This is a genomic window from Streptomyces spongiicola, assembly GCF_003122365.1.
GTDB lineage: Bacteria > Actinomycetota > Actinomycetes > Streptomycetales > Streptomycetaceae > Streptomyces > Streptomyces spongiicola.
In genome coordinates this window covers 457646-470903 of record NZ_CP029254.1, presented here as the reverse complement: position 1 = coordinate 470903, position 13258 = coordinate 457646, and the positions used below count along the sequence as shown (strand labels likewise).

At 74.2% G+C, this 13258-nt stretch carries 12 protein-coding genes; 4 read left to right on the top strand and 8 right to left on the bottom strand.

The window, feature by feature from the left end; translation table 11 throughout:
- Positions 1–78: 78 nt before the first annotated feature.
- The 3 genes from DDQ41_RS02010 to DDQ41_RS02000 all read right to left on the bottom strand — a co-directional run bounded on the left by DDQ41_RS02010 (position 79) and on the right by DDQ41_RS02000 (position 3609).
- Positions 79–792 carry a YoaK family protein gene (locus DDQ41_RS02010; protein WP_109292899.1) on the bottom strand — a complete coding sequence of 238 codons (714 nt, stop codon included), beginning with the start codon at positions 790–792 and terminating at the stop codon, positions 79–81.
- A gap of 416 nt (positions 793–1208) precedes the next feature.
- A complete protein-coding gene (locus DDQ41_RS02005) occupies positions 1209–1820 on the bottom strand; it encodes a hypothetical protein (RefSeq protein ID WP_109292898.1) in 612 nt (203 codons plus the stop codon).
- A gap of 538 nt (positions 1821–2358) precedes the next feature.
- The gene (locus tag DDQ41_RS02000) at positions 2359–3609 is read right to left on the bottom strand and encodes an exo-beta-N-acetylmuramidase NamZ family protein (protein WP_109292897.1); all 1251 of its coding nucleotides are present in this window, start codon (positions 3607–3609) and stop codon (positions 2359–2361) included.
- 245 nt (positions 3610–3854) lie between these two features.
- Here DDQ41_RS02000 and DDQ41_RS01995 point away from each other — a divergent pair, with 245 nt between their 5' ends.
- The 3 genes from DDQ41_RS01995 to DDQ41_RS01985 all read left to right on the top strand — a co-directional run bounded on the left by DDQ41_RS01995 (position 3855) and on the right by DDQ41_RS01985 (position 6959).
- Positions 3855–4616, top strand: a complete 762-nt coding sequence (locus tag DDQ41_RS01995; RefSeq protein ID WP_109292896.1) for an SDR family oxidoreductase — start codon at positions 3855–3857, stop codon at positions 4614–4616.
- A complete protein-coding gene (locus tag DDQ41_RS01990) occupies positions 4598–6268 on the top strand; it encodes an AMP-binding protein (protein WP_109292895.1) in 1671 nt (556 codons plus the stop codon). The genes DDQ41_RS01995 and DDQ41_RS01990 overlap by 19 nt, the downstream gene beginning before the upstream one ends.
- Before the next feature lie 97 nt (positions 6269–6365).
- A complete protein-coding gene (locus DDQ41_RS01985) occupies positions 6366–6959 on the top strand; it encodes a TetR/AcrR family transcriptional regulator (RefSeq protein ID WP_109292894.1) in 594 nt (197 codons plus the stop codon).
- Between the two features lie 322 nt (positions 6960–7281).
- On the opposite strand, the gene DDQ41_RS01980 is transcribed toward DDQ41_RS01985, so the two are convergent.
- The 5 genes from DDQ41_RS01980 to DDQ41_RS32165 all read right to left on the bottom strand — a co-directional run bounded on the left by DDQ41_RS01980 (position 7282) and on the right by DDQ41_RS32165 (position 11173).
- Positions 7282–8496 carry an acyl-CoA dehydrogenase family protein gene (locus DDQ41_RS01980; RefSeq protein WP_109292893.1) on the bottom strand — a complete coding sequence of 405 codons (1215 nt, stop codon included), beginning with the start codon at positions 8494–8496 and terminating at the stop codon, positions 7282–7284.
- Between the two features lie 6 nt (positions 8497–8502).
- Positions 8503–9525 (bottom strand): phosphotransferase family protein, encoded by a 1023-nt coding sequence (locus tag DDQ41_RS01975; RefSeq protein ID WP_109292892.1) that lies wholly within the window; start codon positions 9523–9525, stop codon positions 8503–8505.
- A 651-nt stretch (positions 9526–10176) separates the two neighbouring features.
- Positions 10177–10494, bottom strand: coding sequence for a DUF202 domain-containing protein (locus tag DDQ41_RS01970; RefSeq protein ID WP_109292891.1), 318 nt, complete (start codon positions 10492–10494; stop codon positions 10177–10179).
- Positions 10491–10880: a YidH family protein gene (locus DDQ41_RS01965; RefSeq protein WP_109292890.1), complete on the bottom strand. Its 390-nt coding sequence runs from the start codon at positions 10878–10880 to the stop codon at positions 10491–10493. Before DDQ41_RS01965 ends, DDQ41_RS01970 begins: the two co-directional genes overlap by 4 nt.
- 116 nt (positions 10881–10996) lie before the next feature.
- Entirely contained in the window at positions 10997–11173 is a 177-nt protein-coding gene (locus tag DDQ41_RS32165; RefSeq protein WP_245991337.1) for a hypothetical protein, read from the bottom strand.
- A gap of 149 nt (positions 11174–11322) precedes the next feature.
- On the opposite strand from DDQ41_RS32165, the gene DDQ41_RS01955 reads away from it, so the two are divergent.
- Positions 11323–12978: an FAD-binding dehydrogenase gene (locus DDQ41_RS01955; RefSeq protein WP_109292889.1), complete on the top strand. Its 1656-nt coding sequence runs from the start codon at positions 11323–11325 to the stop codon at positions 12976–12978.
- The last annotated feature ends 280 nt before the right edge of the window (positions 12979–13258 follow it).

Genomic DNA, 13258 nt, shown 5'->3' with positions numbered 1-13258 from the left:
GCCTGTCGCCTGTCGCCTGTCGCCTGTCGCCTGTCGCCTGTCGCCTGTCGCCTGTCGCCTGTCGCCTGCCGAGTGCCGTCAGCCGGCGTCGGGCATCCGCTCCCGCGGCGCCAGGGTGAAGGCGAGTGCGACGGCCATTCCGAGCACCGCGGTGAACAGCAGCACCGCGCCCGCGCCGACCCGGACGTCGTGCAGCAGCCAGGCGCCGAACAGACCGCCCGCGAACATCGCGGCCACCGAGACGGTCCGCCGGACCTGCTCGCCCGCCCCGGGGGCGAGGCGCGTGTCCACCGTCAGCGGGGAGCCGCCGATCAGCGCCGCCAGGGCTCGGGTGATGACCGTCACCGGCATGCCCCGTACGCCCGCCCGCAGCGTGGAGACGTTGCGGATCCCCATGGCCAGTGCCACCAGGCCGGCCGCCGTGTAGTGGTGTCCGGTGAGGGTTTCGCCGGGGCGATCGATACCCCACGCCACCGCGGCGGCGACGGCCAGGACCAGGCTCTCCGCGATCAGCGCCTCCCGGAACCACCGGTGACCTCTCACCCGGGACCGCGACTCGAACCGCGCGGAGAGCGCCGCCCCCACGGTGAACCCCGCCACCGAGGCCAGACACGGCACGACGGCCAGTCCGGCCACGCCCACCAGAGCGAACGACAGCAACAGCATGGTGCCGGTCTGTACGGCGGTGAACACCGGCCCCAGGGCGAGGAAGCTGACCGCTTCGACCATCCCCGTCGTCAGCGTGAGCGCCACCATCGCCCACATCAGGAAGGTCCCGCGTTTCGCCCGCATCCCGCCGAGTCTGCGCCCGCCCCGCCCGGCCGAAGGGCATTGCGCCGACCGTGGGCCCGGGCCGTGCCCACACTCCCGGCGCCCCGGACGGCGGGGCCGCACGGCCGGCTCGTACCGAAGTCCGCAGGGAAGGCGGGCCGGCGCGTGGGCGTCGAGGAGGGCGCGGTCGGAGGACGGGGCGTGGAGCAGCCGGGCGAACACGGCCGGTCCGGCCCCGGCCGCGTGCCCCGGCGTCCCGCCGTCGCACACGGATCTGCGACGCGTACCCGTGCGAGGCCACCGGCGCCGTCGTCCGACCCCGCCCGTGCCGGGTCACCTGCGCCGTTCCGCGACCCCCACCCCTGCCGGGCCCCACCGGCGCCGTCCGCGCCCCCGCCCGTGCCGGGTCACCGGCGCCGTCCGCGCCCCCGCCCGTGTCAGGCCACCGGTGCCAGCTCCCCCACGCGCGCCCGCTTCGCGGCCATCAGGGCCTCCCGGGTCAGCACGGGCTGCGGCACCACGATCCCGCAGCCCGAGCACACCGGGCCGAACCAGGGCTCCTGGTCCAGGTCCTGCCGCCAGACGATCCGGGAGCCCGCGCACACCGGGCACACCGCGGAGGGTGCCGCCTCGAGCGCGGTGATCAGCCGGCGCAGCACATCGGCGAGCGGATCCGTGGGGTGCACCCCCGGGTCGCCGCACCGGGCGATGCCGTTGCCGCCCCAGGTCCGCCGGTGCCAGTCGTCGAAGGACCCCGGCCGCCGCAGGCCGCCGTGCTTCTCGCGCCTGCGCCGCTCCGCGAAGTCCCCTTCGTACGCGAGCCACACGGCCCGTGCCTCCTCCAGTTCGGCGAGCGCGGCCACCAGCCGCGCCGGATCGGGGTCTCTGTCGTCGGGATCGATCCCGTGCCTGGTGCACAGATGGTCCCAGGTCGCCCGGTGCCCGTAGGGGGCGAACCGCTCCAGGCACTTGCGCAGTGAATAGCGCCGCAGCGCCAGATCACACCGCGGGTCGCGGACCTGTCTCGCAAGACTCCGGAATCCGGCCATCGTCCTGCCACCTCCGTCGCTCGAACGCCGTCGCTGGTACTTCCGCGTCAAGGAATGGACGTACGAGTACCCCGTACGGCTCCCCTGAACGTCCGTACTGCGAGACGGGGTGAAGGGATTCGGCAAGAACTGTGTGCCGGAGCAGAGATCCGGCCGGGGGCGGCGCGGTCGATGGAGACCGGCGACGCCACGGCGGCCGGCGGGCCGCGCCGGGGCGCCGGAACCCTTCCCGGCCAGGCCGTACCGAGGGTCCGCGCCGGTCGGCGCGCGCCGACCGGCCGCCTCGGGGTGCGGCGGAGGGAGCGCCGGCCCGGGGAGCCGCCGTAGCGGGCATCCGGCCCCGGGCGGGCCCGGGCGTGCCGGCGGGCCGGGGCCCGGACGTGAACGCGGGTACAGGGAGGCCCGGTTCACGGAGGTCGGGCGCGCCGGAAGGACCTCGCCCGAAGGCCGCTCGGGCGCTCGGTCGGACCCGCCCCGGACGCCCCGCGCGAACGCGCCCTGAAGTCGCGGTTGCCGGCGGGACTTGGCCGATTCGCGGTCACCGGTACAGCAGGTACTCCCGCCGCAGCGCGCGGAACGCCGCAAGGTCCTGCTGCCACGCTCCGACGACCTCGTCCGTCCCGGCGCCCGCGTCGATCATCGTGCGCACCAGGGCGGACCCGGTGAGCTTGTCGATCCAGTGGTCGGGCCGCCAGGCGAAGCCCGTCCAGCTGCGCTTCGCGGTCACCAGCAGTCCGACGCCGGTGCGGACCGGGTCGAACGCCTCGCGGTCGTGCACATGGAGCTGCACCCCGCCCACGGTCCTGCCCTGGAACTTGGAGAAGACCGGGGCGAAGTAGGCCTCGCGGAAGCGCACTCCGGGCAGGTGCAGCGCGTTCGCCGCCTCCGCCCACGCGCGGTCGATCCCCTCCGCGCCGAGCAGTTCGAACGGGCGGGTGGTGCCGCGGCCCTCCGAGAGGTTGGTGCCCTCGAAGAGGCAGGTCCCGGAGTAGACGAGCGCGGTCTCCGGCGTCGGCATGTTGGGGCTCGGCGGCACCCAGGGCAGGCCGGTGGCGTCGTGGAAGTCGTCCCGTCGCCACCCCGACATCCGCACCACGTCCAGCTCCGCCGGTGCGGTCAGGAACTCGGCGTTGAACAGCAGGGCCAGTTCGGCGACGGTCATCCCGTGCGCCTGGGCGATCGGTTCGCGGCCGACGAAGGTGGCGAACGCCTTGTCCAGGACGGGTCCGAGGGCGGCGCGGCCGGTCACCGGGTTGGGCCGGTCCAGGACCACGAACCGCTTCCCGGCGAGCACCGCCGCGGCCATGCAGTCGTACATCGTCCAGATGTACGTGTAGAAGCGGGCGCCGGCGTCCTGGACGTCGAACACGACCGTGTCCACGCCGGAGGCGGTGAAGACGTCGGCGAGGGGCTGTCCGCTCTTGAGGTAGGTGTCGTAGACCGGCAGACCGGTGGCGGGGTCGTCGTAGCGGCCCTCCGAGCCTCCGGCCTGGGCGGTGCCGCGGAATCCGTGCTCCGGGCCGAAGACGGCGACCAGGTCCACGCGGTCGTCCGCGTGCATCACGTCGACCAGGTGACGGGTGTCGCGGGTGATGCCGGTGGGGTTGGTGACGACGCCGACCCGCTCGCCGGAGAGCAGCCGGTAGCCGTCGGCGGCGAGCCGCTCGAAACCGGTGCGGACCCGGCTCCGCCCGTCGTGCGCCACCGCGGGCGGGGTCGCGGACGCGGTCGCCGCCAGGGCGCCCGCGGCACCTCCCGCGGCCAGCAGACCTCGTCTGGTCAGGCTCATCGCACCACCTCCGCGATCGCTATGGCTGTCGTGATGGCTGTCATGGGCATGCACGCTAGCGCGGGGCCGGGCCGCCGGGAACGCCCCCGGCACCACGTCCGCCGGGTGCGTTCCCGGCCCCGGCGGCACGTCCGCCGGGTGCGTTCCCGGCCCCGGCGGCACGTCCGCCGGGGCCCTCTTCCGCCTGCACATACCGACTGGTTAGTCTGCACTTCTGAGTGAGCCGCGACGGAGAGGCAGGTCCGATGGGTACGGTTCAGGGCGCGAACGTGGTGGTCACCGGCGCGGGCGGCGGCATCGGCGCCGCCCTGGCACGCCGCTTCGCGGCGGAGGGCGCACGCGTCGCCGTCAACGACATCGACCCGGGCCGGACCCGGGCCGTCGCGGAGGAGATCGGCGCCCTCGCCGTCCCCGGCGACGCCTCCGCCGTCGTCGAGGAGGCCAGGGAGGCCCTCGGCGGCACCGTCGACGTCTACTGCGCCAACGCCGGACTCGCCTCACCGGGCGACGCCCTCGCCGCCGAGGAGGTCTGGGCCGCCGCCTGGGACGTGAACGTGATGGCGCACGTCCGGGCCGTACGCACCCTGCTCCCCGACTGGCTGGAGCGGGGCGGCGGCCGCTTCGTCTCCACCGTGTCCGCCGCCGGGCTCCTGACGATGATCGGCGCCGCCCCGTACAGCGTCACCAAGCACGGCGCGCTCGCCTTCGCGGAATGGCTGTCGCTGACGTACCGCCACCGCGGCCTCAAGGTGCACGCCATCTGCCCGCAGGGCGTCCGCACCGACATGCTCGCCGCGGCGGGATCGGCGGGCGAACTCGTCCTCGCCCCCGACGCCATCGAGCCCGAGGACGTCGCCGACGCCCTGTTCGAGGGGATCGAGGCCGATCGCTTCCTCATCCTGCCGCACCCCGAGGTCGCCGGGTACCACCAGGCCCGCGCCGGCGACCCCGACCGCTGGCTGGGCACCATGAACCACATCCAGCAGAAGTGGGAGGCCGCCCGGTGAGGGCCTCCCACTACGCCGCCCGGCCATGGCTCTCCCAGCTGACCGCGAACCAGCGCGCCCCCGTGCACCCGCCCGCGAGCGTCGTCCACTCCTTCCGCGCCGCCGCCCGGCGGGCCCCGGACCGCACCGCCCTCGCCTACTTCGACGGCCGGCTGGGCTACCGCGAGACCGACGCCCTCTCCGACTCCCTCGCCGGCTACCTCGCCGCCCGCGGAGTGGCCCGGGGCGACCGGGTCGCCCTGATGCTCCAGAACACCCCCCACTTCGTCCTCGCCCTGCTGGGCGCGTGGAAGGCCGGGGCGGCCGTCGTCCCGCTGAACCCCATGTACAAGTCGGCCGAGGCGACCCACGCCCTGGAGGACTCCGGCGCGACGGCGCTGATCTGCTCGGACCGCGCCTGGGAGACCGGGCTGCGCGGCACCGCCGCCGCCACCCCCGTCCGGTTCGCCGTCACCGCCTGCGAGCAGGACCTGCAGACCCGCGACGACAGCCGGGTCCTCGGCTTCGAACGGCTGCCGCCGCCCGGCGACACCGACGACCTGGTCGCCGTCGCCCGCGCCGGGTACACCGCCCCGGAAGGCAGAGACCCGGCGGCCGGCGACGTGGCCCTGATCAGCTACACCTCGGGCACCAGCGGCAGACCCAAGGGCGCCATGAACCTCCACGGCGGCATCACCTACAACGCCGAGCGCCAGCGCACCGGCCACCCCGTGCCCGAAGGCGCCTGCTACTTCGCCCTCGCTCCGCTCTTCCACATCACGGGCCTGGTGTGCGAACTGGCGGCCTGCGTGGCCAACGCGGGCACGCTCGCGCTCGCGTACCGCTTCGAGGCGGGCGTCGTCCTCGACGCCTTCCTGGAGCACCGGCCCGCCTACACCGTCGGGCCCTCCACCGCCTTCATGGCCCTGGCCGCCCACCCCGGCGCCGGACCAGCCCACTTCGCGTCCTTCGCCGTCCTCTCCTCCGGCGGCGCGCCCGTGCCGCCCGCCCTGGTGGAGAGGTTCCGCACGGAGTTCGGCCCCTACATCCGCAACGGCTACGGGCTCACCGAGTGCACCGCGCCCTGCGCTTCGGTGCCCCCGGGGAAGGAGGCCCCGGTCGACCCCGCCTCCGGCACCCTCTCCGTCGGCCTCCCCGGGGCGGACACCGTCGTACGGATCCTCGACGACCGCGGCGAGGAGGTCCCCTTCGGCGAGCACGGCGAGATCGCCGTCCGGGGACCGCAGGTCGTGCCCGGCTACTGGCGGCTGCCGGAGGCCACCGCGGCGGGCTTCCCGGACGGCGAGCTGCGCACCGGGGACATCGGATTCATGGACCCCGACGGCTGGCTCTACGTGGTCGACCGGAAGAAGGACATGATCAACGCCTCGGGCTTCAAGGTCTGGCCGCGCGAGGTCGAGGACGTCCTGCACACCCACCCGGCGGTCCGGGAGGCGGCGGTCGTCGGCGTGCCGCACGCCTACCGCGGCGAGACCGTCAAGGCGTACGTCAGCCTCCGCCCCGGCACCTCCGTCGGCCCCGACGAACTCGCCGGCTACTGCGCCGACCGGCTCGCCGCCTACAAGTACCCGCGGCAGGTCGAGATCCTCGAGGAGCTCCCGAAGACGACTAGTGGGAAGATCCTCAGGCGGGAGCTGCGTTCCCGGGCATGAGACCCCGCCGGGCCCCGGCGGGGTATGAGACCCCGTCGGCCCCGGCGACCGGGGAGCGCGGCACAAGGACGACCGAACGGAAGGGCGGGTGGCGGCAATGGCCAGGACGACGGACGGGAACGGCGTGCCCGTCCCCCAGAGGCTGCTCGCCACCGCCACCCGGCTCTTCGCGGAGCAGGGCTACGACCGTACGTCCGTCCAGGAGATCGTCGAGGCGGCGGGCGTCACCAAGGGCGCCCTCTACCACTACTTCGGCTCCAAGGAGGACCTCCTCCAGGAGGTCTACTCCCGGGTGCTCAGGCTTCAGCAGGAACGCCTCGACGCCTTCGCCGAGGCGGACGCCCCCGTCGAGCAGCGGCTCAGGTCGGCCGCCGCCGACGTCGTCGTCACGACCATCGATAACCTCGACGACGCCTCGATCTTCTTCCGTTCCATGCACCACCTCAGCCCGGAGAAGAACAAGCAGGTCCGAGCCGAACGCCGGCGCTACCACGAGCGGTTCCGCGCACTGATCGAGGAGGGCCAGCAGAGCGGGGTGTTCTCCGCCGCGACCCCCGCCGACCTCGTGGTGGACTACCACTTCGGCTCGGTGCACCATCTGTCCACCTGGTACCGCCCGGACGGTCCGCTCAGCCCGCAGCAGGTGGCCGACCAACTCGCCGACCTGCTCCTGCGGGCACTGCGCCCCTGACACCCGCGGGGTCGTGAACCGCACGGCGTCCCGGCTCGCGGGGGCGCCGCGCGGACAGTGCCGTGGCGTGCCGGCGGTGCGGCATGGGCGGTGGTGCGGCATGGGCGGTGGTGCGGCGTGGGCGGTGGTGTGGCGTGCCGGTGGGTGCGGCATGGGCGGTGCCGCGTGCCGGAGGCGCGTGACGGAGGCGCGGACCCGCGGGGCGGGCGGCCCTGCCTCGCCGCCACCGCCGTGCCGTTGCCGGCCGACCGCCGCCCCACCGGGGTACCGCCCTACCGCCCTACCCGCACTGCCCCACCGGTATCGCCCCACCGGTATCGCTTCACCGGTACCGCTTCAGCTCACGCCGCGCCAGCGACCGCTGGTGCACCTCGTCCGGGCCGTCCGCCAGTCGCAGCGTCCGCGCCGCGGCCCACAGCTCGGCCAGCGGGAAGTCCTGGCTCACCCCGCCCGCCCCGTGCACCTGGACCGCCCTGTCCAGGATGTCCACGACCGTACGCGGTGTGGCGATCTTGATGGCCTGGATCTCCGTGTGGGCCCCGCGATTGCCGACCGTGTCCATCAGCCAGGCCGTCTTCAGCACCAGCAGCCGCAGCTGCTCCACCGCCACCCGCGCGTCGGCGATCCAGTTCTGCACGACGCCCTGCCGGGCGATCGGCTTGCCGAACGCCGTGCGCGACAGGGCCCGTCGGCACATCAGCTCGATCGCCCGCTCGGCCATGCCGATCAGCCGCATGCAGTGGTGGATGCGGCCGGGCCCCAGCCGTGCCTGGGCGATGGCGAAGCCGCCGCCCTCCTCGCCGACCAGGTTCGACACCGGCACCCGGACGTCGTCGAACACGACCTCGGCGTGGCCGCCGTGGGAGTGGTCCTCGAAGCCGTACACCCGCATCGCCCGGCGCACCTCGACACCCGGGGTGTCGCGCGGGACGAGGAGCATCGACTGCTGGCGCCGGATGTCCGCGCCCTCCGGATCGGTCTTGCCCATCACGATGAGGATCCGGCAGTCGGGGTTCATGGCCCCGGAGATGTACCACTTGCGGCCGTTGACGACGTACTCGTCGCCCCGGCGCTCGATCCGGGTCTCGATGTTGGTCGCGTCCGAGGACGCCACCTCGGGCTCGGTCATGGCGAAGGCGGAGCGGATGTCGGCGGCCAGCAGCGGCTCCAGCCACTGCTTCTTCTGCTCCTCGGTGCCGAACTGGGCCAGCACCTCCATGTTGCCGGTGTCGGGCGCGGCGCAGTTCAGCGCGATCGGGGCCAGATGCGGGCTGCGGCCGGTGATCTCGGCGAGCGGCGCGTACTGGAGGTTGGTCAGTCCGGCGCCGTACCCGGAGTCGGGCAGGAAGAGGTTCCACAGACCCTGCCGGCGCGCCTCCGCCTTGAGTTCCTCCATCACGGCCGGGGTGTCCCACGGCGAGGCGAGCCTCGCGCGCTGCTCCTGCTCGACCGGCTCGGCCGGGTACACGTACCCGTCCATGAAGGCGAGCAGCCTGGCCCGCAGTTCCTCGGTGCGGGCGTCGAAAGCGAAGTCCATGGGTGGTCAGCCTTCCTGGAGGGTGGCGAGGCCGTGCTCGATGAACAGGGGCACCAGTTCGCCGATCCGGTCGAAGCCGGCGCCGACGGTCTGGCCGAGCGTGTAGCGGTAGTGGATGCCCTCCAGGATCACGGCGAGCTTGAACCAGGCGAACGCCGTGTACCAGGAGACGGCGGAGGTGTCCCGGCCGGAGCGCGCCGCGTAGCGCTCGACGAGTTCCGCGGCGTCCGGGTGGCCCGCGGCCCCGGCCGTGGTGCCGACGGGGGAGTCCGGCAGCTCCAGCTCTCGGCTGTACATCACCAGCAGACCGAGATCGGTCAGCGGGTCGCCGAGCGTGGACATCTCCCAGTCGAGGACCGCCCTGATCCGGTCGTCCTCGCCGACCAGCACGTTGTCAAGGCGGTAGTCGCCGTGGACGACCGCCGGTGCGGGGGAGTCCGGCAGGCCCCGCCCGAGCGCGGTGTGCAGCTCGTCGATGCCGGCGAGTTCCCGGCCCCGGGAGGCGGCCAGTTGCTTGCCCCAGCGGCGCAGCTGGCGGTCGAGGAAGCCGTCCGGCCGGCCGAAGTCGCCCAGCCCCACGGCCTCCGGGTCCAGGGCGTGGAGGTCGACGAGCGTGTCGACGAGGGCCAGGACGGCGGCACGGGTGCGCTCGGGGCCGAGGGGCGCGAGTTCCTCGGCCGTCCGGTACGGGGTGCCCTCCACGAACTCCATGACGTAGAAGGGCGCGCCGAGCACGTCCTCGTCCTCGCAGAGCAGCAGCGGCTCGGGCACCGGGACGGCCGTCGGGTGCAGGGCGCTGATCACCCGGTGCTCGCGCTTCATGTCGTGCGCGGTGGCGAGCACATGGCCGAGGGGCGGCCGGCGGACGATCCACCGGCCGCTGCCGTCGGTGACGGAGTAGGTGAGGTTCGAACGGCCGCCCTCGATCCACCGGGCCTCGAGCGGCCCCTTCACCAGGCCCGGCAGCGCGCGGTCGAGATGGACCCGCAGCTTCTCGGGGTCGAGGCCCGGGGGGTGGACTGAACTCATCGGTGATACCTCCGGTGGGGCGGGGCGGGTCGTCCCACCCATCATGACCGACCGGTCGGTATGTCGTCCAGAGCGGGGGTGCCGGGCCGGCCGGGACCGCCGGCGGCCCCGGCCGGCCCGGCACTTCGGCGCACGCGTGATCGGCGCCGGAGGCGATCCGCCGCACGATTTCGCCCGCATGCCCCGGGTGCCGGACCCGTGGCGCACGGCGAGGGGCCGACCGGGCCGGTACGGGCCCTCGCCCGGACGGGGTGAGCGCGGTCGTCGGCTGTGTGCGGGGCGAGGCCCCCGCGAGGTCTCGGCCCGGGTGCTCGCCGAGGGCGGCAGGATCGCCTCCGCCGCCGACCCGTGTCGCAGGACCGGGCCGGCGTCGTCTGTTCGTACGGCCCGATGCGGGTGCCTTGCGTCCGTGCGGCCCGATGCCGGTGCCTTGTGTATGTACGGTCCGACGCGGGTGCCTTGTGTATGTACGGTCCGATGCGGCCGGCCTCTGCCCGCTGGGCGAACTCGCCTGGGAAAAGGCCCTCTCGGTCCGTCTGGCGCGGGTCCTCCCGCCGGAGCGTACGGCAGAGGCCCACCGGCTCAGCCGGGGTCGCCCCCAGGGCAGGATCGTCGAATCGGTCGCGGACGCCGGCCGACACCCGCGACCGCTCACCACACGATCGCGGCGGCGAACCCCGCGAGCGCGAGTGTGCAGACGGTCGCGGCCGCCGCCTGGGCGAAGGGCATGGCGCCCGGCGGCCGCAGCAGGGCCATCGCCCGGATGCGCCGGTGCGCCACCGCGAGGAAGCCGAGCCACACCACCGCGCTCAGCGCGAAGGCGACGACATCGCCCGCCGTCACCGAACCGTGCCGCACCACCTGCCGGACCGCGAGCGCGGCCGCCACCGTGAACGCCAGTGTCGTGCGCCGCCAGGCCAGCCGGGTCCGCTCCGGCTGAAGCCCCGGATCGCGCGTGAGCGCGTTCATCCGCGACCCGAGGCCACGACCACCACCATGGTGACCGAGACGGCGCCCACCGCCAGCGCCAGCACCGACGGAAAGCGCGACAGCGGCAGGTCCTCACCGCGCCGCATCGCGAGTTCGCAGCGCACCCAGTGGTGGACCGACCGGAACGCACACAGCACCCCGGTCCCGATCAGCGCGAGCGACAGTCCCACCCGGATCCCCCATCGCAGGTCCGGCAGGAACTGGTCGACGGCGAAGCCACCCGCGATCAGTGCGAGCGCGGTCCGGATCCAGGCGAGGAACGTACGCTCGTTGGCGAGTGAGAAGCGGTAGTCGGGGGTCTCGCCCTCCTCGTGGATCCGGCGCGGCGCGAGCCACAGCCCCAGGTTGCGTACGAAGTCGCTCACGCGCCGCACCCTACCGGCGCCGCGGCGCGCAGGCCCCTCCGGCGGGGCCGCTGCCGCTTCCGCCCAGCGCTGCCGCTGCTGCTGCTTCCCCCAGCGGTCCCGCTCAGCGCTGCCGCTCAGCGCACCCGCTTCCACCCGAGCGCTCTCGCGCCGCCCGGGTCCCTTCCGGCTCCGGATCGGCGCTCACGCGGCCGGTTGCGCCGCAGCCGCTCGCACGCGGCGAGGCCGTCGGGGACCCACTCCCGATCCGCGAGGAGTGCCTCCGGTTCGCTCTCGGGCAGGAACCGGGGCATGAGGCGGCCTTCCTCGGCCTGAACGGCCGCCCCGACGGGAGCGACCGCTCCGATCGGAACGGTTGACGAGTTACCGCCGCGTAAAGAAGATCGGAGCCCATCGCACTGGGCCGCGCCGCCGGGCGCCCGCTCCGAGAGGGACAGCAACCATGGCGTACGACGCTGATGTCATCGTGATCGGGGCAGGGCTGGCGGGGCTCGCGGCCACCGCCGAACTCGCCGAAGCCGGCCGGAAGGTCCTTCTGCTCGACCAGGAACCCGAGCAGTCGATCGGTGGGCAGGCCCACTGGTCGTTCGGCGGGCTCTTCCTCGTCGACTCGCCGGAGCAGCGCCGGATGCGCATCAGGGACGGCCATGCCCTGGCACTCCAGGACTGGTTCGGCACGGCCGGGTTCGACCGCGGCGAGGACCTCTGGCCGCGCCGCTGGGCGGAGGCGTACGTCGACTTCGCCGCGGGCGAGAAGCGGCCCTGGCTGCACGCCCAGGGCGTGAGGTTCTTCCCCGTCGTCGGCTGGGCCGAGCGCGGCGGCTACGACGCCGGCGGACACGGCAACTCGGTGCCCCGTTTCCACATCACCTGGGGAACCGGCCCCGGCCTCGTGGAGCCGTTCGAGCGCCGGGTGCGGGAGGGCGTCGCCCGCGGGTTGGTCGAACTGCGCTTCCGCCACCGGGTGACCGGGCTGGGCCGGACCGCGGGCGCTCTCGACACCGTCACCGGGGAGGTCCTGGAGCCGTCCGCGGTGCCGCGGGGTGAGGCGAGCAGCCGCGAGGCCAACGGCTACTTCGAACTCCGCGCCCAGGCCGTCGTCGTCACCTCCGGGGGCATCGGCGGCAACCACGACCTCGTGCGCGCGCAGTGGCCCGACCGGCTCGGCACCCCGCCCGGGAAGCTGCTCTCCGGCGTCCCGGCCCACGTCGACGGTCTGATGCTCGGCATCGCCGAGTCGGCCGGTGCCCGCCACATCAACCGCGACCGCATGTGGCACTACACCGAGGGCATCGAGAACTGGGACCCCGTCTGGGCCCGGCACGGCATCCGCATCCTGCCGGGGCCCTCGTCGCTCTGGCTGGACGCGCGCGGACGGCGGCTGCCGGTCCCGCTGTTCCCGGGCTTCGACACGCTCGGGACGCTGGAGCACATCACGCGCTCCGGCCACGGCCACACCTGGTTCGTGCTCAACGAGCGCATCATCGGCAAGGAGTTCGCCCTCTCCGGCTCCGAGCAGAACCCCGACCTCACGGGCCGTTCCGTCCGCGGTGTCATCGACCGGGCGCGCGCCGGAGTACCCGGCCCGGTCAGGGCCTTCATGGAGAAGGGGGCGGACTTCGTCGTCGAGAAGGACCTGACGGCGCTGGTACGCGGCATGAACGCGCTCACCGACGAACCCCTGATCGACGAGGCGGCGCTGCGCCGCGAGATCACCGCCCGCGACCGCGAGATCGCCAATCCCTTCACCAAGGACCTCCAGGTCACCGCGATCCGGGGAGCCCGGCGATACCTCGGCGACAAGCTGATCCGCACCGCCGCCCCGCACCGCGTCCTCGACCCCGCGGCCGGGCCGCTCATCGCCGTACGGCTCAGCATCCTCACCCGCAAGTCGCTCGGCGGCCTGGAGACGGACCTCTCCTCCCGGGTCCTCACCGACGGCGGGGAGCCGCTGCCGGGGCTGTACGCGGCGGGCGAGGCGGCCGGGTTCGGTGGCGGTGGCGTCCACGGCTACCGCTCCCTCGAAGGCACCTTCCTCGGCGGCTGCATCTTCTCGGGGCGCGCGGCGGGCCGGGCGGCGTCGAAGGCGGTTTCGTAGCGGCGCGACGGGGCGGCCGCGCGGCGCCGGCGGGACGCGACTCCCCGCACAGCAGGGGGAAGCGGACGATGCGACGGAGGGGTGGCGCAGGGGTCGTGGGCGGTCGGCGGTTGGCGGTCGGCGGGCGGTCGGCGGTCGGCGGTCTGCGGGCGGCGGTCGGTCAGGGGTCGGTGGACTGTTGGTGGAGGGCTGGCGGAGGGGCACGGTGCAGGGGTCCGTGGTCGGTCCGTGGTCGGTCCGCGGAGGGTCGGCGGGCGGTCCATGGGCGGTCCGCGGAGGG